23 protein-coding genes are annotated in these 25,885 nt (G+C 37.4%); 18 read left to right on the forward strand and 5 right to left on the reverse strand.

Annotated features, from left to right (window positions below):
• Positions 1 to 59: 59 nt before the first annotated feature.
• The 16 genes from argJ to DFR58_RS10945 all read left to right on the forward strand — a co-directional run bounded on the left by argJ (position 60) and on the right by DFR58_RS10945 (position 18,465).
• A complete protein-coding gene (argJ, locus tag DFR58_RS10870; protein WP_114297876.1) occupies positions 60 to 1,271 on the forward strand; it encodes a bifunctional glutamate N-acetyltransferase/amino-acid acetyltransferase ArgJ in 1,212 nt (403 codons plus the stop codon).
• 2 nt (positions 1,272 to 1,273) lie between these two features.
• Entirely contained in the window at positions 1,274 to 2,644 is a 1,371-nt protein-coding gene (locus tag DFR58_RS10875; RefSeq protein WP_147273168.1) for a B12-binding domain-containing radical SAM protein, read from the forward strand.
• 32 nt (positions 2,645 to 2,676) lie between these two features.
• A complete protein-coding gene (locus tag DFR58_RS10880) occupies positions 2,677 to 4,359 on the forward strand; it encodes a B12-binding domain-containing radical SAM protein (RefSeq protein ID WP_114297878.1) in 1,683 nt (560 codons plus the stop codon).
• Between the two features lie 122 nt (positions 4,360 to 4,481).
• Positions 4,482 to 5,396 (forward strand): 3-oxoacyl-[acyl-carrier-protein] synthase III C-terminal domain-containing protein, encoded by a 915-nt coding sequence (locus DFR58_RS10885; RefSeq protein ID WP_114297879.1) that lies wholly within the window; start codon positions 4,482 to 4,484, stop codon positions 5,394 to 5,396.
• Between the two features lie 43 nt (positions 5,397 to 5,439).
• A complete protein-coding gene (locus tag DFR58_RS10890) occupies positions 5,440 to 5,682 on the forward strand; it encodes an acyl carrier protein (RefSeq protein ID WP_114297880.1) in 243 nt (80 codons plus the stop codon).
• Positions 5,683 to 5,765: 83 nt separating this feature from the next.
• Positions 5,766 to 7,277 carry a class I adenylate-forming enzyme family protein gene (locus tag DFR58_RS10895; RefSeq protein WP_114297881.1) on the forward strand — a complete coding sequence of 504 codons (1,512 nt, stop codon included), beginning with the start codon at positions 5,766 to 5,768 and terminating at the stop codon, positions 7,275 to 7,277.
• 39 nt (positions 7,278 to 7,316) lie between these two features.
• Entirely contained in the window at positions 7,317 to 8,096 is a 780-nt protein-coding gene (locus DFR58_RS10900; protein WP_114297882.1) for an electron transfer flavoprotein subunit beta/FixA family protein, read from the forward strand.
• A gap of 10 nt (positions 8,097 to 8,106) precedes the next feature.
• Positions 8,107 to 9,096, forward strand: a complete 990-nt coding sequence (locus DFR58_RS10905) for an electron transfer flavoprotein subunit alpha/FixB family protein (protein ID WP_207659217.1) — start codon at positions 8,107 to 8,109, stop codon at positions 9,094 to 9,096.
• A gap of 88 nt (positions 9,097 to 9,184) precedes the next feature.
• Positions 9,185 to 10,474, forward strand: a complete 1,290-nt coding sequence (locus DFR58_RS10910) for a phthiocerol/phthiodiolone dimycocerosyl transferase family protein (protein ID WP_114297884.1) — start codon at positions 9,185 to 9,187, stop codon at positions 10,472 to 10,474.
• A gap of 30 nt (positions 10,475 to 10,504) precedes the next feature.
• Positions 10,505 to 11,656 (forward strand): acyl-CoA dehydrogenase family protein, encoded by a 1,152-nt coding sequence (locus DFR58_RS10915; RefSeq protein ID WP_114297885.1) that lies wholly within the window; start codon positions 10,505 to 10,507, stop codon positions 11,654 to 11,656.
• A gap of 26 nt (positions 11,657 to 11,682) precedes the next feature.
• The gene (locus DFR58_RS10920; protein WP_114297886.1) at positions 11,683 to 12,375 is read left to right on the forward strand and encodes a hypothetical protein; all 693 of its coding nucleotides are present in this window, start codon (positions 11,683 to 11,685) and stop codon (positions 12,373 to 12,375) included.
• A 29-nt stretch (positions 12,376 to 12,404) separates the two neighbouring features.
• Positions 12,405 to 13,028 carry a cupin domain-containing protein gene (locus DFR58_RS10925; protein WP_114297887.1) on the forward strand — a complete coding sequence of 208 codons (624 nt, stop codon included), beginning with the start codon at positions 12,405 to 12,407 and terminating at the stop codon, positions 13,026 to 13,028.
• A 30-nt stretch (positions 13,029 to 13,058) separates the two neighbouring features.
• Complete coding sequence (locus DFR58_RS10930; RefSeq protein WP_114297888.1) at positions 13,059 to 14,771, forward strand: thiamine pyrophosphate-binding protein; 1,713 nt, start codon at positions 13,059 to 13,061, stop codon at positions 14,769 to 14,771.
• Positions 14,772 to 14,794: 23 nt separating this feature from the next.
• Complete coding sequence (locus DFR58_RS10935) at positions 14,795 to 15,361, forward strand: nitroreductase family protein (RefSeq protein WP_114297889.1); 567 nt, start codon at positions 14,795 to 14,797, stop codon at positions 15,359 to 15,361.
• A gap of 56 nt (positions 15,362 to 15,417) precedes the next feature.
• Positions 15,418 to 16,572, forward strand: coding sequence for an acyl-CoA dehydrogenase family protein (locus DFR58_RS10940; RefSeq protein ID WP_114297890.1), 1,155 nt, complete (start codon positions 15,418 to 15,420; stop codon positions 16,570 to 16,572).
• Positions 16,573 to 16,707: 135 nt separating this feature from the next.
• Positions 16,708 to 18,465 (forward strand): class I adenylate-forming enzyme family protein, encoded by a 1,758-nt coding sequence (locus tag DFR58_RS10945; protein ID WP_170138125.1) that lies wholly within the window; start codon positions 16,708 to 16,710, stop codon positions 18,463 to 18,465.
• Between the two features lie 36 nt (positions 18,466 to 18,501).
• On the opposite strand, the gene DFR58_RS10950 is transcribed toward DFR58_RS10945, so the two are convergent.
• A complete protein-coding gene (locus tag DFR58_RS10950; RefSeq protein WP_114297892.1) occupies positions 18,502 to 19,116 on the reverse strand; it encodes a methyltransferase family protein in 615 nt (204 codons plus the stop codon).
• 225 nt (positions 19,117 to 19,341) lie between these two features.
• On the opposite strand from DFR58_RS10950, the gene DFR58_RS10955 reads away from it, so the two are divergent.
• The gene (locus DFR58_RS10955; protein ID WP_207659218.1) at positions 19,342 to 20,721 is read left to right on the forward strand and encodes a peptidoglycan DD-metalloendopeptidase family protein; all 1,380 of its coding nucleotides are present in this window, start codon (positions 19,342 to 19,344) and stop codon (positions 20,719 to 20,721) included.
• 69 nt (positions 20,722 to 20,790) lie between these two features.
• Here the strand turns inward: DFR58_RS10955 and DFR58_RS10960 are convergent, their stop codons facing one another.
• The 4 genes from DFR58_RS10960 to DFR58_RS10975 form a co-directional block, all read right to left on the reverse strand.
• Positions 20,791 to 22,641: a heavy metal translocating P-type ATPase gene (locus DFR58_RS10960; protein WP_114297894.1), complete on the reverse strand. Its 1,851-nt coding sequence runs from the start codon at positions 22,639 to 22,641 to the stop codon at positions 20,791 to 20,793.
• 128 nt (positions 22,642 to 22,769) lie between these two features.
• Positions 22,770 to 23,045, reverse strand: coding sequence for a metal-sensing transcriptional repressor (locus DFR58_RS10965; RefSeq protein ID WP_114297895.1), 276 nt, complete (start codon positions 23,043 to 23,045; stop codon positions 22,770 to 22,772).
• Between the two features lie 131 nt (positions 23,046 to 23,176).
• Positions 23,177 to 23,611, reverse strand: a complete 435-nt coding sequence (locus tag DFR58_RS10970; RefSeq protein WP_114297896.1) for a DUF3788 domain-containing protein — start codon at positions 23,609 to 23,611, stop codon at positions 23,177 to 23,179.
• 66 nt (positions 23,612 to 23,677) lie between these two features.
• Positions 23,678 to 24,043, reverse strand: a complete 366-nt coding sequence (locus DFR58_RS10975; protein WP_114297897.1) for an ArsR/SmtB family transcription factor — start codon at positions 24,041 to 24,043, stop codon at positions 23,678 to 23,680.
• Positions 24,044 to 24,292: 249 nt separating this feature from the next.
• Between DFR58_RS10975 and DFR58_RS10980 the strand changes: the two genes are divergently transcribed.
• Positions 24,293 to 25,699 (forward strand): MATE family efflux transporter, encoded by a 1,407-nt coding sequence (locus DFR58_RS10980; RefSeq protein ID WP_114297898.1) that lies wholly within the window; start codon positions 24,293 to 24,295, stop codon positions 25,697 to 25,699.
• Positions 25,700 to 25,885: the final 186 nt, after the last annotated feature.

Below are 25,885 nucleotides of genomic sequence, written 5' to 3' on the forward strand. Positions count from 1 at the left end.
ATATAGCGTAAATTTAAGCTTTATTAAATAACCTTAATAAGATTGGAGAGACGATAATTATGATTAACAAAGCTGGTTTGACTGCGGTTAAAGGATTTAAATATGCCGGAATTAATGCTGGTGACAGTAAAAAGAAAAATATTGGGCTTATATACTCAACTACTGAAGAAACTTATGGAGTTGCAGTTTATACAAAGAGCGATGTTCTTGCGGCTCCGGTAATGATATCCAAGGAAAATGATGCTATAACAAATAAAAAAAGAGCTGTTCTAATAAATAGTGGGAATGCGAATGCATTTACTGGGAAAAAAGGGTTTAATGATGCAAAAAGCTGTACTAATAAAGCTGCCATTCTGCTTGATATAAAGCCTGAAGAAGTATATATAGGGTCCACTGGTATTATCGGTCGCGAACTTGATGTTGATTCCATTTTAAATGGTGTTAAAAAATCAGCTAAAGATTTAATGGAAGGTGAGAATAAAGCTCTTGACTTTATCGAAGCTATCATGACAACCGATACCAGAGTTAAGCAGGCCTCAATAAGCTTTGAAATAGATGGCAAACCGGTTAATATCGCTTCATGCGCAAAAGGTGCAGGAATGATTATGCCAAATATGGCTACAATGCTTTGCGTAATTACTACTGATGCCAAAATTACACCGACTATGATGTCAAAAGCCCTAAACGCATCAGTTGAGCATACTTTTAATTGCATAACAATTGATGGAGATACCAGCACGAATGACAGCATATTTTTACTTTCCAACGGTTTAGCAAATAATGAAATTATAGACTCTGAGGGAGAAAATTTCAGCATATTTACACAAAAGCTTCATCTTCTTATGGAACATATGGCAAAAGAGGTTGTTAATGATGGTGAAGGGATAACTAAATTCATTACTATAAAAGTTATTAATACCCCTACGAGAGAGAATGCCAAGAGCATAGCATTTTCCATTGGTAACTCTCCGTTAGTAAAAACTACATTTTACGGACAGCAATTGAACTGGGGACGTATATTAATGGCAATAGGAAAGGCACAAACTGGATTGAATTGTAATATTATTGATATTTATGTAAATGGATTCAGGGTGGTTGGAGATGGCGAACCGGCATTGAGCTCAGAAGAATTTAAAAAGGCTGAACAATCACTTTCCGATAGGAATATTGACATATTAATTGATTTCAAACAAGGCGATGATAAAATAACAGTCTGGACATGTGACTACTCTATAGACTACATCAAAATAAATGCTAACTATATTACTTGATAATGGGGAGAGGTAAAATGAAGATTTTGTTAATATGGCCTCCATTACCTGAGTACTGTGTATTAACCCAAGAATTTAGCTGTTGCGAGCCATTGGGACTTGAATATATAGCAGCACCCGTTATTGATAAATTTGGTGTTGAAATACTGGATATGCGTTTTGACAAGAACTTATTGGAGGTATTAAAACAAAAAGAACCTGATATAGTGGGATTGTCAATCCCATATACTACAACGGTAAATGTTTGCAATGATTTGTTGAAAATAATAAAAGCTTATAATCCTAATATTAAAGTTATTATAGGAGGGCATCATCCAACAGTTGGATTGAGGCACATATCTACAGAATATGTTGATTATGTAATTGTCGGAGAAGGGGTAGAAACCCTTCGGAACCTGCTTGAAGCTATCGCTCAAAATGGAGACCTCAGAGAGATAAACGGTTTGGCATTTAAAGCTTCAGGAGAATTTATTTATAACAAAAGTTATGAATTGCAAACATTAGATTACTATCCTCAGCCGGCAAGAAATCTTACTGCAAAATACAGGGATAAATACTTCCATGCACACTATAAGCCTGTAGCTTTAATGAGGTTTTCTTATGGATGTCCATATAATTGCTCGTTCTGTGTGCTGTGGAAATTATGTAATCGAAAATATATATCCAGAAACAATGAACTCGTTGTTAAAGAATTGTTGGAACTGGATAATGAGAATATTTATGTTGTTGATGATGAGGCGTTTATAAACACTGATAACATGAATGACTTGGCGGATAGAATACAAAAAAACAATATTAAGAAGAAATATCATATGTACGTCAGATCCGATACGGTTGCAAAAAATCCCGGCTTATTTGAAAAATGGGCAAGTATCGGATTGGATTCAGTTCTGATGGGACTTGAATCAATATTTGAAGATGACTTGAATGAATATAATAAAAGCATTAGTTCCAAAACAGCATATGAAAGCTTAAAGATATTGCATTCAAATGGAGTTGAGGTAAGGGCGAATTTCATTATTAAGCCTGATTACTCTAAAGAAAAATTCCATCTGGTAAGGAAAGCGGTTGAGCAATATGATATTGATAGGCCCACATTTGCCGTTCTTACACCATTTTATGGCACGGACGAGTATGAGAAAGTAAAGGACAAGTTTATTATAGAGAAGCTCGAATTTTTCGATTGCTACCATACCTTTATGAAGACTGCGCTTCCTTTGAAGGAGTTTTATTATGAATTTGCAGAGCTGTTTAAATGTGCGCAAAACAGAAAGAAAGATGGTAATAAGGAAAAGGTGTTTTATGCAGGGAAAAGCGAAAACTCATTTGAAGAAATGATTGATAAAATGAAGGGGTCATATATTTTTTATTAAATGTATTAAATATTTGAGGTGAGGGTTAAAGAATGAACTATAAATCAAAAAGTTTGTTAATAAACTATGTAAGCGTACCTGAACTCTTAAGCTGTTTAATTCCCGATATAGGTTTGGCTCTATTGGCCGGAGCGCTAAAAAAAGAAGATCACTTGACAAAAATTCTGGATTATTCAACTTTAGAAACAATTAAAAGGTTTTGCCCATCGAAGCATTTACAAGAAGAATTTCGAGAAATTTCAGGTGATTTGGAAAATTATTTTCAGGAAAGTAAATTTATTGATAGCGATTTATTAAATAACTTTGATTTATCCAGATATAAAGGTCTACTGGAAAAGGAAAAAGAAGAAAAAAGCAGGGAAATTAAAAAAATAATAAATGAGATAGATAAAGAAATTCAAGTTATGAAGCCAGATTTTATAGGGTTTAAGCTTTGGTCAGGAGAATGTTTTATAGAGACAGTAGAAATTGCTGAAGAGATAAAAAAGCGTTATCCGAATTTAAGAATTATTGGGGGAGGACCACAAGTTGATTGGTCTCAGGAACATATTTATGATGTGACTGATGTTTTTGATGTGCTGGCGTTTGGAGACGGAGACGAAACTATTATTGAAGTAGCTGAGTATTGTATTGGCGAAAGAGATATTGAGATTATTCCAAACATATTATATAAAAAAGATGGCAAGGTTTGCTTTAATGATTCAAGAATGGTAAAGGATTTGGATAAATTACCGTTACCGGATTATTCGTATGAAACCTATCCGGCGTTAAAAGCAAACAATAAATTAAAGGTTTTTATGCTTGAAGAGAGCAGAGGGTGTCCACATACCTGTAATTTTTGTATACACCCGATTAAATCCGGAGATCGCTGGAGAATTAAAAAACCTGAAAGAATAATTAGCGAAATTGAGAATATTATTAATACGCATAATTCAAGGTATTTTAGATTTAGTGGTTCTAATACTCCTAATTTGTTACAAACTCAAATTGCACAGGAAATTATCAAAAGGAATATTAAAGTTAGATATAGTAGTTTTGGACATATAAACGCTTATAGAAATTGCGATTACAGCTTAATGAGAGCTGCCGGATGTGAATCATTGCTATTCGGTCTTGAAACAGGAAACTATGGATTGCAGAAGGATGTAATAAATAAAGTAATTAAGGTTGAAGATGCAGAAAAAGTATTGAATGATTGTAAAAGAAGTGGAATCAAGACAGTTGTAAGCGTTATATATCCAAATCCTAAAGAAACTGAAGAAACAAGAAAAGAGACTCTTGAATACCTGAGAAAAATTAAGCCGGATGGTGCGTTTATTTGTATGCCGTTTATTGTACCAAGGACAAGCTGGTTTATTGATTCAGACAAATACGGAATCGATATTCCTTCAAAAGAAAAACACATACGTTTTATGATGACATACCATGTTAGATACAATGGGCATCCAATCTTATGGAATTTCGGATCTCATAAAATAAATAATCTTGACTTTAGGCAACAGGGTTTGGAGTGCGGAAGATTTGTAGATGACATAAAAAAAATAGGGTTAGCTACACAGGTAACTGAAGAAGAAATGCTTTTTGCATCGATAGTCAAAGAGGATTTTATGGATTTTGCTTTAAAATACCAAAGAATTCGAAACAACTGTGATATGGAAGGCCTTGAGAAACTAATAACTAATCTAAATGAAAATGTATGCAATGTTTCAAATTAATTTTAATGAAGAATAAATGCTTTTTAGTGATGTAGGGTAAATATTGGTTTATTACGTGTTAATAAGTAATTATAATAATTGTATAATTAGTATTTGAGTAAATCTTAAGGAAAGGGATATTTATGAGTATAAAGGTAGGGTACATTGATATTCATTTGCCAGATGAAGCAATACCAATAGATAGTTTTTTAAAAAGCATGAACTTTGAAAACAGTTATGATCCTTATAATATTAGCAATAATAAGTTTATTAGTTCAATATATAAAATTGATAGCAATATGGAAGAACATATATTTGAACAGTTAGTCAAAAAATATTTACTATATAAGAGATTAGATGGAAGTGAAATTGATTACTTAATATACACGCAAAGTGATTCTAATGAGAACAAATTAAGTGTAGCTTACAGTATTCAATATAAATTAAATCTGAGTAATGCGCAGGTGTTTTCAATTAATCAGGGCTGCTCCGGAACTCTAATAGCTATGAAAGTGGCTTCGGCATTAATCAATAACAGGGCAGCCAGACGAGTTCTCATACTAACAAGCTGTTTTACTCAAAAGGATTCCGAAAGGTTTATTGGTTCAACTATTTTAAGTGACGGTATTGGTTTAATGGAGGTTACTGGATCTGATGGAGTATTTCAAATGCTTGACTTTATGGGGAAGACAAATGGGGGAATTAATGAAGATAACTTTCACTTGAATGGAAATCCTGCAAGAATTGTAAATATAGGTGCTAAGCTTATAAAAGCTATTCTTAAAAAAAATAGTATGACTCTTGATAATATAGCGTGCATTGTACCATTAAATACAAGTAAGGAAGCGTGGAGCCTGTATTGTGATGCCCTCAAATGTACTTTAGACAAGGTGTTTTTGGATAATATTATTGATGGTGGACATATGGGAGCTGTGGATACAATAAGAAATCTAAAATCAATAATAGATAAAAACAACTTAAAAGAAGGAGAATATATTATCCTTTTTGGTATGGGGTTTGGTACTTCATGGGATGTAATGCTTTTACAATCAGTTTAGATGTTATTTTAACAGAAGGCTTTCAATTTAAGAGGTATATATTATGAGTATAGAAAATGATATAAAAAAACTATTTGTTAGTAAATTTAATTTGACAGAGGAAATATTATGTTCCGGTGACAGTATCGTTAATGAAGGACTAATTAGTTCAATAGAATTTGTTAGACTTACAATAGAGCTAGAGAATCTTTTTGATTTGGAATTTGAAGATGCCGATTTTAATCCGGCAAACTTTAAGAATGTTTCAACGATTGCAAGCTTAGTAATGAAGAAGAAGGAAGTATAGCATAGAAAGACTTATATTATAATAATCAGCCAGCAAAGAGACAAATAGGGTTTAGGTTAATATAAACAAGCTGTGAGGTTAAAATGGGGAATATATATTCGAAATTTGAAGAGAAAGCCTATGTATTTAAAGATAAACCTGCTGTAGTTGCACAAGAGGAGTCAGTTACCTATAAGCTCCTTAAAGATATGGTATCAGCAACCGCTTTATATTATAAGGAAGCAGGGTTTAAAAAGGGAGATATAATTTGCTTTATTTGTGATAATTCTATTGATTACATTGTATGTTATCTAGCTGCATGCAAAAATGACATATGCTTTGTTCCTATTGATTCCAGACTAACAGGTGATGACATATACAGAATCTCAGAGATTGTTAAGCCAAATACAGTTATTTGTGAAAATAGGTTTCACAATATTGGATATAAGATGCTTAGTTCGGAGGGCTCTAAAGATATTGTCAGTAAAGAAAAGATTTTTTATAGAAACAATATGAATTTAATTTACTATAATGACAGAGCTAGCAGAAACCCTTATTTGAATGAGGACGATTTTACAATATTGTTTTCTTCCGGAACAACAGGGGGGCCTAAAGGTGTAGTTTTTTCTCAAGATATTATAATAAATCAAATTATAATTTCTTCTAAACATTTTGAGATGGCTGATTCCGACAGAATCCTATGTCCTGTTACCCTTGCTCATAGTTATGGTATCTTTGACCATGCTTTAACGTCTTTGATGATTGGAGCAACTTTATATCTTCCAAATATAAGCATGATGAATCCAAGGATTATTTTAGATATTATTCATGAAGAAAAAATTACTTTTTTTGGAACCTTGCCATACATGTATGATATGATGGCTTCTATAAGAACAAAGAAGCTTTATGATTTTGCATCAGTTCGTTATATGATATGTGGGGGAGCTCCGTTACTAAAAGAAACAATAGATAAATTTGAAAATAGGTTTGGTAGAAAGTTTAATCAGGTATATGGAATGACCGAGGTAGGATATATTGCTTTTAATAAAGAATTAAAAGATGCCAATTCAATTGGAAAACCATTCAGAGAGCTACAATTGAAAATAATTGATGCCGAAGGCAAGGAATGTGGCAGTGGAGAATTAGGAGAGCTTATAGTAAAAAGGGATAATATGGTGTCCCGGGGATATTTACAAAATCCTCAAGAACAAAAGGCTATGTATAAAGACGGCTGGTTTTATACAAAGGACATTATAAGAATAAATGAAGAAGGCTATTTGTATTACTCAGGAAGAATTTCCGATTTTATAAATATTGGTGGCAATAAATTGAATCCTGCAGATATTGAAAAAGTTATAAATGAAATTACTGGGGTTAAGGAGTCTATAGCTATTGGTGTCGAAAATGAATTTGGACATCAAGAAATATATGTCATAGTAGTTCCTGAAAAAACAGAAAATCTTGAAGAATTTGAAAAGGATGTAATGCATTATTGTATAAAGAGACTGGCTGCTTTTAAGAGACCCAGAAGGATAAAATTTATTAATGAACTTCCCAAAACTCCACTTGGAAAGATTAGAAAAGGAGAACTAATAGAAATATTAAATAAAAAGTAATCTGAACTCAATATTACAATATAGATGAGGTTGTGAAATATGAGAATAGGAGTCTGTATAAAAGAGGTATTGGATACAAATTGCAGCATCAGGCTAAATTTAAGTAATAATAGGGTTGCTACTGAAGGGCAAAAGCATATTGTTAACCCATATGACGAATTTGCACTTGAGGAAGCACTTAGATTGAAGGAAAAAAATTCAGACGTTGAAATAATTACTTTCACAATAGGGCCGGAAAGAGCTAGAGAATCAATTTATGCTGCATTAGCAGCAGGTGCTGATAATGCCTTGCATGTAGTTATGGAAGACAGTATTTTAATTGATAGTTTGGGAATTGCACTAATAATTCAAAAATTAATCGAAAAAGAAAAAATAGATATGCTGCTTTTAGGAGAACAGTCTACGGATTATAGCAGCCATGAAGTAGGGCCAATGGTAGCCGGCCTTTTAGGATGGGCTCAAGCCATGGGTGTTAGTAAATTAGAAATTAATATGGAATCCGTTTTAGTATCTCGTGAAACTGAGGAAAGCAACATTGAAATAATAAAGCTTAATAAATCATGTATTATTGGGGTGACTAAAGGAATAAATGTGCCAAGATATGCAACTTTGAAAGGAATAATGAGTGCGAGAAAAAAGAATATAATAAGACTTCAGATTGAGGATTTGGGCTTAAACAATACGGAGCTGACAGGATTAGAAAATGAAAAATTTTTTTATCCCCCTGAAAAAGGAAATTGCACGCTGATTGAAGGAGATCCGAAAGAAGCTGCTGCCGAGCTTGTTAGAATACTGAAGTTTGAGGAAAGGTTATTATGATATTTATAATTTGAGAAAGGAACTAGTCATGAATAGAGTGACACTATTATTCTTAGAAAGTGGGAATAGAAATTTTAAAAAGAGTGCCTTTGAATTAGCAACGATTGGTATGAATCTTGCGGCTGATTGTAGGGGGGAATTACATGCAGTTATAATGGGATGTGGGCTTGAAAGTAAATTAGATGAACTTAAGTGTTTTGGAATATCGAAAATTTACTATATCGAATCAGCGGAGCTGGAATATTTCCATGTACATACTTATGCACCGGCTTTGTTCACGCTAATAAAGGAGATTCAGCCATATATTGTTCTAGGAATGTCATCTGTTATAGGTAAAGACCTATTTCCAAGACTATCGGCTATGCTGGGTGTCACAATGGTGTCTGATTGTATAAATATAGAGTGCAATAATAATAGTATTATAGCAACCAGACCGGTTTATTCAGGCAAGGTATTTGTAAAAACAAGATTTACTAAAGGCGCTCCATATATTGCTACATTGCGGGTAAATTCCGCTGAAATAAATAAAATAGAAAGCAGCGGGTTTGAGGTGAAGAAAATTCAATTTATAAAGATTGAGAAACAGCAAGGCGTATTATTGGAAATCAAAGAAGGTGAGAAAAAGAAAATAGGCATAACACAAGCTGATATAGTTGTTTCGGGTGGACGGGCACTAAAAAATTCAAACGATTTTTCTATACTATATGAAATTGCTGATATTGTCGGCGGTGCTGTAGCAGCATCAAGGGCTGCTGTAGATGCTGGTTGTGCCAGCTATGATATGCAAGTAGGTCAAACCGGAAAAACTGTGTCCCCAAAATTATATGTGTGTTTTGGAATATCCGGTGCTGTACAGCATATGGCAGGTGCAAATGGAAGCAAGCTGATTGTGGCTGTCAATAAGGATCCGGATGCACCAATTTTTAAATATGCTGACTACGGCATTATTGGTGATGTATATGAAATTGCACACGAGATTAAAAAGATGCTAAACAGCTAATTGCTTTAGTTCATATACGGAATTGTATGCATATTAACTTTAGTTTTAAAAAATTGTAAGTTAAAGCTTTAAATAGGAGGGGGATATTATGGGAAAGGCGCTTTGTACGGCAGAGCACATGGGACTAAAGTTTGATAGAGCCATTGCATGTAATCTTCAAATCACTATTCATTGCAAGGGGATTGTCAATATTGAGTTCTTTCAAAAAGCTTTAAATATTATTCAAAAGAGACATTTTTACTTAAATGTATTTGTAGATAGTACTAAAGCTGAATTTAATCAATTTGAAGCTTCACCATTTATACCATTAACTGTTATTGATGACAAAGGCTTAAACCAATGGCCGGAAGAAGCAGAAGAGGATTTGAATAAAAGGTTTAGTGCTGAGAATGCTCCATATGCCAGAGTGAAGATTCTAAGAAGCAGTAATGAGTGTAAGATTATTATGACCCTTTGCCATTTTGTATCCGATGGCATTTCGGGGTTAAACTTGTTAAGAAGTATACTTGAAGTCTATAACAAATTGTTAAATAATGAGACTGATTTTGGTTTGAAAGAAATTCCTGAGATGGCACTAGACTTTGAATTGTTTCCCGAAGGCATAGACGAAGATTTTTCAATATTTCCACCAGAGATAGAGCAAGATATTATTCAGAAAAACCGCATTCCTTTAGAACAAAGAAAAGTCGGGTTTTTTGAGCACACTCTATCTGTAGAAGAAACGTGCAGTCTGACTTCAAAGTGCAGGAATGAAAATACAACAGTTTATGGAGCTTTGTGTGCCTTTGCTATGGCAGCAATGGCAGATGAAATTAGCGAGAGATATGTTTCTATAGAAGAAGTTGCTGTTGATTGCATATCAGCAATAAATATGAGACAACTGCTGAATAAGCCTATTAGTGATGAGCAGTTGGGTTTTGGAGCATTAATGGCAAAAACACATCAATCTGTTTTTAGTAAACAGAAATCGCTTTGGGAGGTTGCAAAAAATGCAAAAAGAGATCTGGAGAGTTTTATATTGAAGCATGGTCTTTTTAAACAGCTATATTTTATCAGTGAAGCTTTTGGATTAACTGATGAAGAGTTTTCTCAGGAGATGGAATATTCCGGGCAATATATTATTATAAGCAATTTAGGGATAATAGAAGATAAAAATATGCCAAGACAGCTTGGGAATATTGAATTTGAAAAGATTAGCTTATCTGGAACAACACATTATGTTCAAGGTACTGAATGGGGCATCTTTATAACAGCAAATACATTCGATGGCAGATTAAACCTTGGTTTTAATTATACCAAGGGCTATTGGGATAGTAACAGAGTCGAAAGATATGCCAATAAAGTAGTAAAGATAATTAATGAAATGTCTAATGGTTGACAAAAAAATAGATGCAGTGGGGGGAGCGGAATGTATTTATTCAATGAACAAGAAAATGAAATAAAAAATCTTATAAAAAAATTTGTTCTTGAAAATATAGAACCTAATGCAAATGAGAGGATCAATTCGAGAATTTTTCCTAAAGATATTTTATATGAGCTGGGGCGGCTTGGTTACTACGGAATGATAATAAATGAAGAGTATGACGGTATAAATATGGATGCAGTGTCATGCATGTTAGTAATCAATGAAATTTCTAAATCTGATCCGTCCATTGGGCATATACTTGCGGGCTTAAATTTCGGGGTGTGCTTTCCAGTACAATTATTTGGAACACAGCAGCAAAAAAATGATTATTTAGTTTCCAGCATGAAAAAATTTAAGATTGGAGTTTTAGCCTTTAATGAGCCCGATGGTGCAGGGATGGGACAGATAAACACTATTGCCGAAGAGGACGGGGATTATTTTATTATAAATGGCGTAAAATCAATGATAACTAATGCCAGTATTGCTGATTATGGGCTGATATTTGCAAAAACACGAGATAAAGTAACCGGAAATGAAAGATATAATATTTTTATAATAGATATTAAGGATAATAACGCAATATCTTTAGGCAAGGAAGAAGAAACTATGGGGCTGCAGTCGCTTAAGATTGCTGATATACACTTAAGTAATGTCAGGGCGCATAAATCTTGCATTCTAGGATCTGATGGGGATGGTTTCAAAATTATATTAAAGAGTATGGAGCTAATGAGGATTGCGAATTCTGCGGTAGCTTTAGGGATAGCGCAAAGAGCATATGATGAAACAGTGAATTATACAAAAATCAGAAAAATTGATGCTCTTCCTATGATAGAACTTCAAAATGTACAGTTTAAGCTTGCTGATATAAGGACAGAACTGGCTGTTATGGAATTAAGCACCTTTTATACCGCTCAACTCTTTGACCAAAATCCGGGTAACGTAAAATACTATTCATCAATATCAAAGTATTTCGTTACGGAAAAGGCAAAAGAAATTTGTGATAAATGCTTACAGTTATTTGGTGGATATGGATATATTAGAGGCTACATTATAGAAAGGTTATACAGAGATATAAGAATTATGACTATACTTGGTGGTACGAGCGAAGCTCTGCAGTCATTTATAGCATATGGTATTACTCAGGAAGACTTGTAATATTGATGTTAGTGTGAGGGATAATTATGTATGAAAAAGATAAAATCAAACAAGAACGAAACACTCTAGATAATAATCATGTTTGCAGGTATAGTATATTAGATAATTTCAGGCTGCAGCTTGATTATTTAAATCAGTATTTATATCAAAGGAAAAGTGTATGTATAGGAACATTAGGGCCGGTAGGAACAACTAGCTATAATGCAGCAATGTATTTTTACAAATATTTGAAAGAAATAAAAAACGATTTATATATAGATATACAGTTATGGGATAATTTCGATTTAGTATTCAGATACCTTCTTGATAAAAAGGTTGATTTAATTGTCGTACCTAACGCTTATGAAAAAATAACAGAAATGTACTGGGAACCTGAATTGAAAAATTTATTTTCCTTTTTATTAGAAACTCCTGCTTATGGACTTGCAACAAAAAGGGATGAAAAAGATCGTGTTATTAAAGAAAAGGTTAGGATTGCTTCCTGTAGACCTGTAATTTGCTTAATTGATAAACTGATAAGGGGAGTTATAGATAGTAAAGAGGGATATGAACTTGTACTTGCCAATTCTACAACAAAAGCAGCGGAAATGGTGATAAATGGTATAGCTGAGTATGCAGTTACTAATGAAACATCGATAGAGAACAAAGAGTTGGAATTTGTTTCTGGAACCTTTAGTGCTGAGGTTCTATGGTCAATATTCTGCAAGAAAAACCGGTAAGGTTGTTATATAAGTGCTTAGGAGGTTTTATGGGAAGGCAAATAGATTTAATTGATGTATCTGGAGAGAGGGAAATTTGTGAAGGATTCAAACAAAAATACTTAATATCGGATAGGTATGAAATATTACTTAATACTTTAACTACGGACGTTAAGCTCGGAAATCATTCTCATCACTTTGCACAATTTGGCTATTGCTTTTCAGGACGATTTAATTTTTGTGTAGAAAACAATGTGTATCTGATAAAAGAAAATGACTCTTATAATTTAACACCTGATATAGTTCATGGCGCTGAAGTATTAGAAGAGATTTATACAATAGATTTTAAATATACTATTCATGAAAAATTATGTAACACCATTAATGTAAATGTATTAAAACCTGCTCAAGATAAAGGCGATGAATTTAACTTGCCTGAAATTAAGGTAATACGTTTAAAGGGGCAAAGCTTTAGAGATTTGAACTCATATGAGCTTGAAATGTATAATGAGAACTTTCTAATGGTTGGTGATAAAATGACAATTTCTATTGATAGTAATTTCTTTGAATTATCGAAGATGGCTATTTATAAGCTTTCTGTAGATGATACTAATAGTTGTGTTAATTTGAAAATTGAAGATAAAGATAACCTGTTTATATTACAAGTAAAATAATTCAAGATACTGAATAAAGGATGGGTTGATATGGGAAAAGTGAATGGAGGCTTTTTAGTTTCACAGGCTGTTCAGAGAGAGGGAATAGAGCAGGTATTTGGTTTGATAGGGTACTACGTTTCCCCTATCTTTGCTGCTTGCTCAAAAACTGGCCTGAAAATATATGATACCAGACATGAGCAGGCTGCCGTCCATATGGCGGATGGATATTCTCAATTAACAGGTAATCCTGGTGTAGCTGTAGTTACTGGAGGTCCTGGTTTTGCAAATGCTATTTCCGGGATAATAAAAGCGTATAAATCATTTACCCCTCTGGTTTTAATAACAGGAGGATTTGAGCCGCAGCGTAAAGATGCCGGTGGGCTAGAAGACATGGATCAGCTTACTTTAGTAAAGCAGTATACCAAATGGTGTGGGACGGTATATGATACTGCAAGAATACCTGAGTATATTGCTATTGCATTTAGGCATGCTGTTTCAGGGCGAAGAGGGCCTGTGGTATTAGAAATTCCCATTAATTATCTTAGAAATGAAATTGATGAGGAGTTAGTTGTTTGGCCAGAAAAATATAGGACAGATGCTAAAATTTATGGTGATAATGAGAAAATTGCAGAAGCGATTTGTTTAATAGAAAAGGCAAAAAAACCAATTATAATAGCTGGAAACGGGGTGTTTTACTCCAAAGCCGAAGAAGAATTGAAAATGTTTGCCGAATACACAGGAATTCCCGTTTTTACTGTGAATGCAGGAAGAGGCGTTCTTCCCGATGATCATGAGCTTTGCTTTAGCCCGGGAAGGGCATTAGAAGCAGGGCCGCAGTTATACGCATTTAAGAATGCAGATACAGTGATTGTATTCGGAAGCAGCTTGGATTACTCAGTTTCATTTGGAAGGCCTCCTGTCTTTGCTCAGAATCAAGTGTTTATACAAGTAGATGTTGATCCAAGTGAAATTGGATTCAGTTGCAGAAATATTGATGTTGGTATCGTTGGACATAGTAATGTTGTTTTGAAACAAATATTAGATTCAATGAAAGCAAGCGGAAAAGTAAATAAAAATAAATATTCTTCGTGGATTAGTGAATTAAAGAAAATACGATTTGATTTCTGGTCAGATTTAGAAAAGGATATTAATAATAATTCAAAACCAATACATCCGCAAAGGCTTATAAGTGACATTCAAAAGGTCATACCTAAAGACTCTGTAATAGTTATGGATGGCTCAAATGCAATGCTATGGGCTTGCTTATTATTCAAGTGCTATAAACCGGGCCACCATGTAATAGGGCCTAGCGGTACTTATGGGCCTATGGGAACAGGATTACCTTTGGCACTTGGAGCGAAAATTGCTAAACCTGATAAGGTTGTAGTGTTATACACTGGTGACGGCTCATTGGGCTTCAATCTTATTGAAGTGAACACAGCGGTTAGGATGGGAATACCAGTTGTAATAATTATTCACAATGATAGTTCGTGGGGCTTTTGCAGAGAAACACAAAGAACTATTTTTGGAGATAGTTCATGTAATTATGGAACGGATTTAGGTTTTACAAGATATGATAAAATTATTGAGGATTTTGGTGGTTATGGAGAATTGATTAGCGATCCGGATGATATTGTTCCTGCTCTAAACAGAGCTGTTAATAGTAATAAAATTGCTTGCCTTAATGTTATTGTTGACGGTGAAATGTCTCCAGGTGCTAACTTTCTTAATGGTACAGTAAAAGTAAATGAAAAGGAATAGAAATAGAAGTCTTAGAGGTATATATGAGTATTTATGAGATTATTCTTCAACGAAGAACAATTAGGAAATATAAGCAAAGAAAAATTGATAAGGACATCTTAAAAAAGCTGATTAATGCTGCGAGACATGCGCCATCTGCTGCAAATCTTCAGCCTTTAAAATATATAATTATAGATGACCCGGAGACTGTAAGCAAAATTTTTGAAAATGTGAAATGGGCTGTTTATATTTATCCTGAAGGTACGCCGAAGGAAGATGAAAAACCGGTTGCTTTCATTGCGGTGCTTATTGACAAAGAGATTAAAAGCACAGGATATGAACTTTTAGATATTGGGCTTGCTGTTCAAAACATATTTCTTACTGCTTGTGCAGAAGGAATTGGAACTTGCTTATTAGCTGCTATAAATAGGGAAAAAATAATTTCGACTTTAAGTATTCCTGAAAATTATACTTTAAATTCATTGATAGCACTTGGATATGCCGATGAAAAACCTATTGCTGAGGAATGTGAAGATTCAATTAAATACTATAAAGATCAAGACGGAGCATTGCATGTTCCTAAGAGAAAATTACAAGATATAATCCTTTAAGAACTTTAGTATAAATAATTATAATTTTATATATAGAAGGTTGAGGAAATATTGCAATGGAATACTTTTTAAGTGAAGAACAATTGATTATAAAAGAACTCGCAAAAAAAATTGCAAAAGAAAAGATTGCACCCATAGCACAAAAATATGATGAAGACCAGGCTTTTCCAGATGAAGCAATAAAGATACTTGCAGATTCAGATATCTTTGGGATTTATATAGAAGAGAAATATGGCGGGTTAGGCGGAGGCATATTAGAGATGTCACTTGTTGTGGAGGAACTGAGCAAAGCATGCGGAGGCATAGCTCTTTCCTTTGCCGGCACTGCACTTGGAGCTTTTCCAATAGTTCTCTTTGGCTCCGATGAACAAAGACAGAAGTACCTTCCGGAAATAGCATCCGGTAAGAAACTTTCGGCATTTGGTTTAACTGAAGCAAATGCGGGCAGCGATGCCGCAGGCATTCAGACTTCAGCAGCTTTAGATGGAAACGAGTATGTTCTAAATGGTACAAAACAGTGGATTACCAATGGAGGAGATGCAGATATATATACAGTCATCGCATGCACAGATAGGCAAAAAGGTGCAAGAGGCTTTTCAGCATTTATAGTCGAAAAAGGCATGCCAGGATTTTCTTTTGGGAAAAAAGAAAACAAAATGGGTATTAGAGCATCAACGACAAGAGAGTTAGTATTTGATAATTGCAGGATACCTAAAGAAAACCTTTTATCAAAAGAAGGAATAGGTTTTATTGTAGCGATGAAAACACTGGATAGGACAAGGCCAGGGGTTGCAGCACAGGCATTAGGAATTGCACAGGGGGCTTTTGATGAAGCTCTGGCATATTCAAAGGAAAGAGTTCAATTTGGACAGCCTATATCTTCATTTCAGGCTATTCAACACATGCTTGCTGATATGGCTATACAAATAGAGGCAGCAAGATGTTTAGTTTATCAAACATGCAGACATATAGACAGTGGGACCAAGAATATATCTAAGGAATCTGCAATGGCAAAAGTTATGGCCTCTGATGTAGCTATGAAAGTAACTGTGGATGCAGTTCAAATTCTAGGGGGCTATGGATATATGAAGGAGTACCCTGTTGAGAAAATGATGAGAGATGCCAAAATTACTCAGATTTATGAAGGTACAAACCAGATCCAAAGAAATGTTATTGCACTTGAATTGATAAAGGAGCTTTCAAAAAAGTAATATATGGCTTATTAACTTGAAAGACAAAAACGACAAATAAATGTCCTAATTTTTTGTTTTTATATCTCCATAAATGTAATTTTATGCTATAATTAAGGTAATACATGCTATAAAATTAAGGAGATGAAAACAAATATGCAAAAGGATCCTCGTTTTAAAGCCTTCCATGGAATGTGCAACGGCGAGCAGACCTTTAAGGCTGCTTATGAAAGCATTTATGGATCTTCTCCCGAAAGAATTTGTACGAGATATGATGAAAACGGAGAGATTATAGAGCTTTCCTTCAGACAGTATGATGAGGTGACGAGAAGGACGGCGGGACATCTTAAAGCGTTGCTTAAGGATGTCCCGGCCGGCTCGTGGGTAGCCTTCAAGCATGATACAACACCTTATTGGCTTAGTGTGTTCTGGGGACTTATGATGGCAGGGTATAATGTCCTTCTGGTGGATTTTAAGCATAACGATGAGCTGATAGGCCACTTTATGAAGGAGTCAGGTGCGCTTGCCATTGTATGCTCACAGAAGGATAAGAGTATGCTGCCTTTTAAAATCATAGCTTATGAGGATGCAACAGAGGCGGGAGCGAATTATTATGAAGATACGGATTTTAATTGGGCCGACAGAATTGCGTTATGTACATCGGGCACCACCTCCACCTCAAAGATTTTTGTATATGACGGCAAGGCCTTTATAAAGCAGCTTCAGTCCTCCAAGCTTTTATGCCTGAAATTTGATCCTTTTGTTTCAAGAAAAGGGGACAGAGTTTTGGCTATGCTGCCCGCACACCATATTTTTGGACTTATTGTAACGCTGTTTGCGCTTACATGGGGGGATACTGTTGTATACCTTAGAGACAAGGCTCCCAGCACCATTTTAGATACCTGCAGGAGGCATGAGATAAGCTGGCTGCCGTCGGTGCCGTTGTTCTGGAATAACGTAGCTAAAAGGATAATGCTTAAGGCAAGGCAATCCGGCAAGCTGCCCAAGCTGGAATCGGCACTGAAAGCCAGCCTTCTTATACAAAAGGTCTTTGGCATGTCGGGAGCGCGCTTTGTAAAAAAATTTCTATTTAAAAACCAGCTTGACAGCTTGTTTGGGACAAGCCTTAGAATAGGGATAAGCGGCGGGGGACATGTTTCGTCTGAAACCATAAGGCTTTTAAACGGCTTGGGCTATTGCTTTATGAACGGTTATGGTTCTACAGAGGTGGGGCTTACATCGACATGCAATGAATACGATATGGACAAAAGGCTTTCAGGCAGCATAGGCAGCGCTATAGCTAATCTGGAATATGCCGTGCTGGTCTCTGACGGTGAGGAAGGCACAGAGGAAATAAAGAGGAGCGGCACCGGCGAGCTTGTTATAAAGGGTGGTATGCTGCACATAGGTAAGCTTAAGGGAGGGGAATTTGTACAGCCCGAAAGGTATATGGGGGTATGGTATAAAAGCGGCGATATAGCATATATAGACAAGAGCGGCCTTGCATGGATAAGGAGCCGCGTAAAGGATGTTATTATAACTGAGTCGGGTGAGAATGTTTATCCTGATGAGATAGAGGAGTATTTTCAGGGCCTTCCGCACTGCGAGGGTGTCTATGCGGTAGGCCTTAAAGGGAAGGAAGGGAACGACATTATCGCTTTGGTGCTTAAGCCTTCGGTGGACTCCGGCGACAGGGAGGCAATACAAAAAATAGCCCTGGAATTTAACGCAATTAATAAGCAGCTTCCCGTATTCAAAAGAGTTGGCAGAGTAATTGTGTCGAATCAGGAAATTCCCATGGCTAATGGAATAAAGATAAAAAGACTTAAATTAAAAGAAATAATAGAAAACGGTTCGTTCAAATGCTCTCAGCTTAATTTGAAAACAGGAGAGCTTGAGCCCCGTTGTGAATAACAAAGAACAAACGGGGCTGTTTTCTAAGCCGGATATTCAGTAAATAAAGGGGATATAACGCTTGGTTCTTTTTTTGTACTCATCATAGCTATTGCCGTGCACCGAATATAAATGATCCTCTTCGCAGCGTACCTGAATATCAAGAAACAGAATAAAAACAATGTTTAAAAGGAAAATGCTGAATGTCGGCCAGATGAGCCATACCCCGATATTCAGCATAAATAGCCCTAAATACGTGGGGTTTCTTATATATTTATACAAGCCGGTTGTAACTAAATCGGTTTTTACCCTTTCGTCAATTCCTACTCTCCATGAACTTCCCATCTTTAACTGAGCATATAAGCAAATGGATAAGCCTGCCAGGCCTGTTAAATAGCCAGCTATATCAAACCATACACAGCTGAGGGCTTCAATTCTGTTAAACAGGGAGCCTAACTGAATTTGCAGTGAATGTAAAACTATAATGATTAACGTGTATACTGTTAAAACCTTGGTCAGCTTATCCATATATTTTTGAACATTTGAGCTTGACGCCGCCATTACCCCGGGATTTATACCGCTGCGTTTTATTTGCCTCATTTGCTTTACCTTCCATAGAACAGTATAAAAAATAAACAAGGTAACTACAAAAACTATTTCAATAATATTCATGATTTCATTCCCCCTTAGATTGATTGAACACATGAGTACATATTCATGTGTTAGTTGAATTATATTTCTTTAGCTCTGTTTTGTCAATATGCATATGACAGGATATTCAAATAGGTTCTTGATAATAGCGCTGATAAAAAGTATAATTAAATGGTACAAGCAAGGCTTGGAAAAATAAATTTTAAAAATTTTAAACGGAGTATTGGAATGAATTTATTATATAAAATGTTTAGTCGCGAAATGCTTAGACTCAAAAGGCTTAATCTCAAAAGGCTTAATTTTAAAAAGCTTAATCGCAAAAAATTACTGAGGATTTCGGTGGTATTTCTCCCTTTATTGGCAGCGTTGGTTATTACAGCTTCAACAAGGAGTTATTCGGTTAACATAGATAATAAATATTTAGGAACGGTTAAATCCAAGAGGGTTGTGCAGGATATATTGAAGGATATTGTAAAGGAGGCAGAGGTGAGGCATGGCACTGAAATTTCTGTTTCCGGAGAGATAAGCTATAAGAGCGTTTTTTTTACAGGCCGGGACAGGATTGAGGAGAATGAGCTGCGGGGTGTGCTGGAGAGCAATGTTGCATTAACGGCAAAGGCTTTTGCAATTACTGCAGACGGGAAGGATATTACATACTTAAAGGAGCAAGCCTCGGCGGAGGAAGTGCTGAATAAAATAAAAGAGCCTTACATACAAAGCCAGGAGGACGGCCCAAATGTTGTATTTGTAGAAAATGTCGGTATAGTGGAGCGAGAGGTTTCGGTGGACAAGCTCAAAGACAGGCAGGAGGCTTTTGACAGCTTGACCATAGAGAGCAATGACAAGAAGGAATATACTGTGGAAAAGGGGGACATAGTAGGCAGAATTGCCGAAAGGTTTGGTATCACGGCACAGGAGATACAAAAGGTGAATCCCGGTATTGACATTGACAATATCTCCATTGGGCAGAAGCTGATAATAGTTGCTCCAAAATATGCTGTCAATGTGAAAAAAAGCTCCTATAAAACCTTAGAGGAGAAAATACCCTATGGGGTTGAATATGAGGATTCTCAAGAATTATACAGGGGCGAAAGCAGGGTAAAGGCTAAGGGGGCGGATGGAAAGAAGCTGGTAAAAACCGAGCTTGTAAGCATCAACGGTATATTGGAGAAAACCAACATTATAAGCGAGGATGTTTTAGAGGAGCCCAAAACAGAAGTTATGCTCAGAGGTACAAAGGAACGGCCCCGAACAGCTGCGACGGGTGTTTTTGCCAGACCAAACCGTGGAAGCGTTTCTTCCCGCTTCGGGCAGAGATGGAGAGGGAAGCACACCGGCATAGACATTGCGGCTCCTAGGGGCACACCCAACAAGGCTGCGGATGGAGGTGTCGTGACGTTTGCGGGCTGGGAGGGTAATTACGGCAAGCTCATAATTATTGACCACGGAAACGGTTTTACCACCTATTACGCACATAACGATACTATAAAAGTAAAGAAGGGGCAGAGAGTGGCTAAAGGGGATGTAATCGGAACGGTCGGAAGCACCGGGAACGCTACCGGCCCGCACCTTCATTTTGAAGTTCGCAAAAACGGCAACCCTGTCGATCCTTCTAAGTATATATAATGCTTACCGTAAGAAATCCGGCATATAAAAAAGCAGGACGGCTGTCCTGCTAAAAAAAAAACAACTAAATTAATTCCGCCATTTTAGCAGAAGCGAGGAATTGACGATCACGGCTACTGAACCGACGTTGTGTACCAAAGCGCCGACTACCGGATTTAAAATCCCGGTTATAGCCAGAGCAATGGCAATAAAATTCAACAGCATGGAGGCGGCGAGGTTTATTTTAATTGTCTGCATTGTCTTTTTTGCAAGCCGCAGGAGATGCGGTATTTGCTTGATATCGTCTCCTACCAGAACGATATCTGCTGCGTCAATGGCAATGTCGCTGCCATTGACGCCCATGGCAATGCCTACAAGAGCAGCCTTTAATGCAGGCGCATCATTAATGCCGTCTCCTACCATGCAGACGGAATCCCCCTTGCTGTGATATTCCCGGATTTTGTCCAGCTTATTCTCAGGCAGGCAATCCCACTGTACGTCGCCGATACCTGCCATTTCTGCAATATGAGAAGCGGCTGCTGCCGCATCCCCCGTAAGTAAAACGGTCTGGACTCCGGTCTTATGAATTGCTTCCACTGTTTTATCGGCATCGGGACGTATAGTGTCCGACAAGGCTATCATTCCGCAGGCAATACCGTCCTTTGCAATATAAATTATGGTACAGCCGCTGGACTTAGCCTTTGCTGCTGTTTGGAGCAGCTCGGATGAAAGAGCAATGCCCTGCTCTTCCATAAGCGCCTTGTTTCCGACAAAAATCTTTTGCCCGGCAACCTTGGCTAAAACACCCCGTCCGGCTAACAGGCTGAATTGCTCCGGCTGTTCCGGAGCTCCGTGCTTCTGTCGGTAGTCTGAAACAATTGCTTTTCCAAGAGGATGCTCTGAGCGCAGCTCGGAGGATGCGGCCAGAGCGAGAAGAGATGAGCTGTCCAGTGTGGGATCAATACTATGTACCTGCGCCACTGTGAGTTTTCCGTAAGTGAGCGTACCTGTTTTATCAAAGGCTATGCGCTTCACCTGAGAAAGGCGTTCCAGTGCATCGCCCTCCCTAACCAGAATACCGAATTTTGTAGCGTTTCCGATACCGGCCATGATGGCTGTTGGGGTGGCAAGCACCAGCGCACAGGGGCAGAACACTACCAGAATGGTTACAGAACGGATGATCTCATCTGTTATGAGCCAGGTTATGATGGCAGCCAACAGTGCAATGACAACAATCCACGTTGCCCAGCAGTCTGCAATTTTAACTATTTTGGCTTTTCCGGCATCGGCGGACTCTACAAGGCGAATCATACGTTGCAGAGAGCTGTCTTCTCCCACCTTCTGTGCAACCATGTCAAAAGTGCCAAATTGGTTTACAGTTCCGCTGAATACTTCATCACCCTCACTCTTATCCGCTGGAATAGATTCTCCCGTCATGACGGACTGGTCTATGGAGGTCTGCCCTTTAAGGATTATTCCGTCCACGGCGACAGTCTCTCCCGCAAGTACACGCAGAACATCTCCGATTTTTACCTGCCCGGCGGGAACTATATCTTCCTTTCCATCCTTTACAACACGGGCGGTGGCGGGTGTCAGATGAACCAGCCTTTCAATTCCTGCGCGGGCCTTAGCCACGGTGCGTTCCTCCAGATAAGCTCCGAGAGCCATGATAAATGCCACCTCGCCTGCCGCAAAGGTTTCTCCTATAAAAATAGCTGCAATTAGTGCAATAGATACCAGAACGTCTGCCTTGATATCAAACTCTGTGACTATTCCTGCAACGGCTCCTTTAACTATCGGGATGCCGCAGAGCAGGATTGCTATCCATGCCGCGTCGATGGGGAGATTACCAATATTAAAAAAGCTGATAATGAGCGCGGGAACGGAGAGTATCAGGAAAAGTACTGTCCTTTTTTCTTCATTTTTTAAAAATGTAATCAAGCAGTGCAACTCCTTTCTATACCCATGGGGGTATACGTATATTGTACCCCCATGGGTATCCCATGTCAACAAAAAGACAGCCGCTTCTTTACTAAACGGCTGTCTTAATCCATAACATTTTAAATTTTCTATGACATTCTTGAAAAATGCTCTACTGCCTTGGCAAAATCCTCAATGGTTTTGTCTGCATCGCCATGCTCAATCCCTTCACGGACACAGTGGGTTAGGTGACCCTCTAAAACAACCTGCCCAACCTTGTGCAGGGCACTTTTAGCAGCGTTTATTTGAATGAGGACATCTTCACAGGGAACGTCTTCGTCCACCATCTTGTCTATGGCCTTGATTTGTCCCATGACTTTATTGAGCCGCCTGTGCAGGTTATCGCAATCCATGCATTTGCGCATAATCCCACCTCCTTTATACCCATAGGGGTATAAAAACACTATACCATTTTTAAGCTATACCGTCAACAACCGAATGTTTTTCCTATGCTGCTGCCTAAGTGTTTAAATTTTCCTTTTTTTAGCAGGGACAGTCACGCAGGCTGTTTTGGCTTTACCCTTATTTGAATCAGCCTCACTACATCCTCCAGAATCTCATGCTCTGTAACATTTATCATCATCCAGCGGCCTCCGGCAGAAAAAGGGGTGCCTTTGTACAGGTCTTGGGTGTATTTGCTAAAGGAAGGAAGCAACAGCTCGGCTTGGGAGCTTTCTTTACTGCCAACCACTATAAGAGCAATAAAAAAACCGTCCATAGGGTAAAGCGTACATAAGGATTTCCCGCTTTTTTGGTATTTTACATTCCAGCCGGGCTGCATTGAGCAACGGCTATAAGATAATTTGGGCTGAATACCATAAGTGCTTTTTAAAAAGGTATTTAAATTCTCCCATAATCCGCTGCCTACATATTTTTCGATATCATTCAAGGCAGGAGGATTGTTTTGATCATAGAGTATATTCCATTTCATATAAAGTTTCACCTCCGTAAAAAAAGCTTTTGCCGGCTATTAATTTGCTTTAAGCAGCCTTGGCAGTTATTTTTCTGAAATATGAAGGAGGCCCTGATCAAACATGCGCTTGACATGCTCGTCATCAAGAGAGTAATATACAACCTTGCCGTCCTTCCTGAATTTAACGAGCCTTGCCTGCTTTAAAACCCTAAGCTGGTGAGAGATGGCAGACTGAGTCATGTTAAGAAGAACCGCTATGTCACATACGCACATTTCTGAAGCAAATAATGCATAAAGAATCTTTATTCTGGTGGTGTCGCCAAATGCTTTAAAAAGCTCTGCCAAATCATAAAGCGTCTCTTCAGGAGGAATATTTTCTCTAACCTTGTCCACTATGTCATTATGGATTGAAGTACAATCACATTTTATAGCTTCTTGAGTATCATGCATTCAATTATCCTCCACAACACATTCATATATTTAAAGAAATATTATATTCTTCAGTTATATAAATGTCAATATATATGTGAACAGAATGCTAAAATACCATGAATTGTAATTTATATATATAATTCTTGACAAAAGAAAAAAGTAGAGTTAATATAGCATTGTTATATAACAGTGTTATATTTTAATTTAAAAGTTAGATTTGTTTAACTTTGGCTTGTAATTTTAATTTTATAGAGAGGGGATTTTTGAATGAATGATGCATTAGTTGATGAAAAGGAAAAGCAAAAGCATTTTATATTAAATGGGAATCTATGGAGAGTCATGGCTAATTTATCCTGGCCGGCGATTGTAGCAATGGTTTTGTATGGTATGAACTCTGTGCTTGACGCATTCTTTGTGGGACGGTTTGTGGGTGAGGATGCTCTTGCGGGTGTTTCGGTGGCTTACCCGCTGTCTCAAATTAGTGTTGCTTTTGGCTCGTTAATCGGAGTGGGTGCAGGCTCTGCCTTAAGCATTGCCATAGGAGCAAAGGACAAAAGGACTCAGGAGCGGCTGCTGGGTAATGTTAATTTACTATCCTTTATAGTAACTGTAATCTATATGCTTTTGGGACTGTTGTTTTCTAAAGAGCTGATTGCCATGATGGGCGGAAAGGACGAGGCTCTGGTGATGGGAGACCAGTACTTCCGCATTACCATTTATGGTGCGTTCTTTTGGGTTTACGGACTTGCGGGAAACATGATTATACGTGCCGAAGGCAGGATGAAAACCGCAGCTGTTATGATGGGTATAGGACTTGCAGTCGATGCAGTATTCAAATATCTGTTTGTCGTTGTATTTCAGTGGGGCATTGAGGGTGCGGCATGGGCAACTAATATTGGTATGCTGGTTTATACGCTTGTAAGCTGGATTTATTTTGGAAAGGGTTGGGCAACCTTTCATTCAAGGCTTGTCTCCGTCAGATGGGATAAAGCAATCGGCACCTCGATGCTGAGGCTGGGCATGTCGTCACTGATTATGAGTGTTATGAGCTTGGTACAGGCGGTATTTGTATTTAACGCACTGTCCAAATATGGCACGACAGCCGATGTGGCTTTTTACGGTGTGGTGTATAGGATATTCACTTTTCTGATGACACCTATTTTTGGACTGATGCGCGCCTTGCAGCCGGTGATTGGAATCAACTATGGTGCACAGAGATACCAGCGCGTTATAAGCTCCTATAAAATATTTGCTGTGACTGCTATGGTGCTGACACTGCCCTTCTGGATTTTATCAATAGCAGCACCCGGAGCGGTTCTGGGGCTGATAATGAAGGATGCGGTGTTTGCCGGCGCGGAGCTTATGTATTTTAGAGTTTACATGGCGATTTTGCCTGTGTTGTCATTTATATTCATGGCTATGACGTTGTTCCCATCTGTTGACAAGGGCAAACCCGCAGCCGTGATTGGTATTGCCCGTCAGTTAGTTTTTTATGTCCCCGTTATGCTTTTATTGCCCAAGACAATTGGTGTTAAAGGGATTTATTACGGCTCATTTGCTATTGACGCTGTAATAGTTATCTGGACGATGTTTATGGTGCGTAAGGAGTTTTCTCTGCTGCGGCAAAAATCGCAATCAGCGCCTATGGGTACCATGGTAAAAATGCAGTCGTGATGCCATCAGCGCTGCCCGGTTATAATAAGTGGCTGTACTGCTTGCGAAGGTTGCATTATTTAGAAAGGGAGTAAAAAGGGGGATATGGAAACGGAGTATTATAGGACGGCTGAACAGGCGAAGAGTTACGGATTGATTGATGAGATACTGTCATTCTGCAGGTGACACTTCATATAAGTATTGCCA

The sequence above is a fragment of the Anaerobacterium chartisolvens genome, from assembly GCF_003337415.1.
Lineage (GTDB): Bacteria > Bacillota > Clostridia > Acetivibrionales > DSM-27016 > Anaerobacterium > Anaerobacterium chartisolvens.

Coding starts and splice junctions, on each gene's coding strand:
- DFR58_RS10945 (WP_170138125.1), top strand. CDS start 16,708: ATGCAAAAGGATCCTCGTTTTAAAGCCTTCCATGGAATGTGCAACGGC.
- DFR58_RS10940 (WP_114297890.1), top strand. CDS start 15,418: ATGGAATACTTTTTAAGTGAAGAACAATTGATTATAAAAGAACTCGCA.
- DFR58_RS10920 (WP_114297886.1), top strand. CDS start 11,683: ATGTATGAAAAAGATAAAATCAAACAAGAACGAAACACTCTAGATAAT.
- DFR58_RS10935 (WP_114297889.1), top strand. CDS start 14,795: ATGAGTATTTATGAGATTATTCTTCAACGAAGAACAATTAGGAAATAT.
- DFR58_RS10925 (WP_114297887.1), top strand. CDS start 12,405: ATGGGAAGGCAAATAGATTTAATTGATGTATCTGGAGAGAGGGAAATT.
- DFR58_RS10885 (WP_114297879.1), top strand. CDS start 4,482: ATGAGTATAAAGGTAGGGTACATTGATATTCATTTGCCAGATGAAGCA.
- DFR58_RS10900 (WP_114297882.1), top strand. CDS start 7,317: ATGAGAATAGGAGTCTGTATAAAAGAGGTATTGGATACAAATTGCAGC.
- DFR58_RS10970 (WP_114297896.1), bottom strand. CDS start 23,611: ATGAAATGGAATATACTCTATGATCAAAACAATCCTCCTGCCTTGAAT.
- DFR58_RS10955 (WP_207659218.1), top strand. CDS start 19,342: ATGTTTAGTCGCGAAATGCTTAGACTCAAAAGGCTTAATCTCAAAAGG.
- DFR58_RS10965 (WP_114297895.1), bottom strand. CDS start 23,045: ATGCGCAAATGCATGGATTGCGATAACCTGCACAGGCGGCTCAATAAA.
- argJ (WP_114297876.1), top strand. CDS start 60: ATGATTAACAAAGCTGGTTTGACTGCGGTTAAAGGATTTAAATATGCC.
- DFR58_RS10950 (WP_114297892.1), bottom strand. CDS start 19,116: ATGAATATTATTGAAATAGTTTTTGTAGTTACCTTGTTTATTTTTTAT.
- DFR58_RS10980 (WP_114297898.1), top strand. CDS start 24,293: ATGAATGATGCATTAGTTGATGAAAAGGAAAAGCAAAAGCATTTTATA.
- DFR58_RS10910 (WP_114297884.1), top strand. CDS start 9,185: ATGGGAAAGGCGCTTTGTACGGCAGAGCACATGGGACTAAAGTTTGAT.
- DFR58_RS10890 (WP_114297880.1), top strand. CDS start 5,440: ATGAGTATAGAAAATGATATAAAAAAACTATTTGTTAGTAAATTTAAT.
- DFR58_RS10875 (WP_147273168.1), top strand. CDS start 1,274: ATGGGGAGAGGTAAAATGAAGATTTTGTTAATATGGCCTCCATTACCT.
- DFR58_RS10930 (WP_114297888.1), top strand. CDS start 13,059: ATGGGAAAAGTGAATGGAGGCTTTTTAGTTTCACAGGCTGTTCAGAGA.
- DFR58_RS10915 (WP_114297885.1), top strand. CDS start 10,505: ATGTATTTATTCAATGAACAAGAAAATGAAATAAAAAATCTTATAAAA.
- DFR58_RS10975 (WP_114297897.1), bottom strand. CDS start 24,043: ATGCATGATACTCAAGAAGCTATAAAATGTGATTGTACTTCAATCCAT.
- DFR58_RS10880 (WP_114297878.1), top strand. CDS start 2,677: ATGAACTATAAATCAAAAAGTTTGTTAATAAACTATGTAAGCGTACCT.
- DFR58_RS10895 (WP_114297881.1), top strand. CDS start 5,766: ATGGGGAATATATATTCGAAATTTGAAGAGAAAGCCTATGTATTTAAA.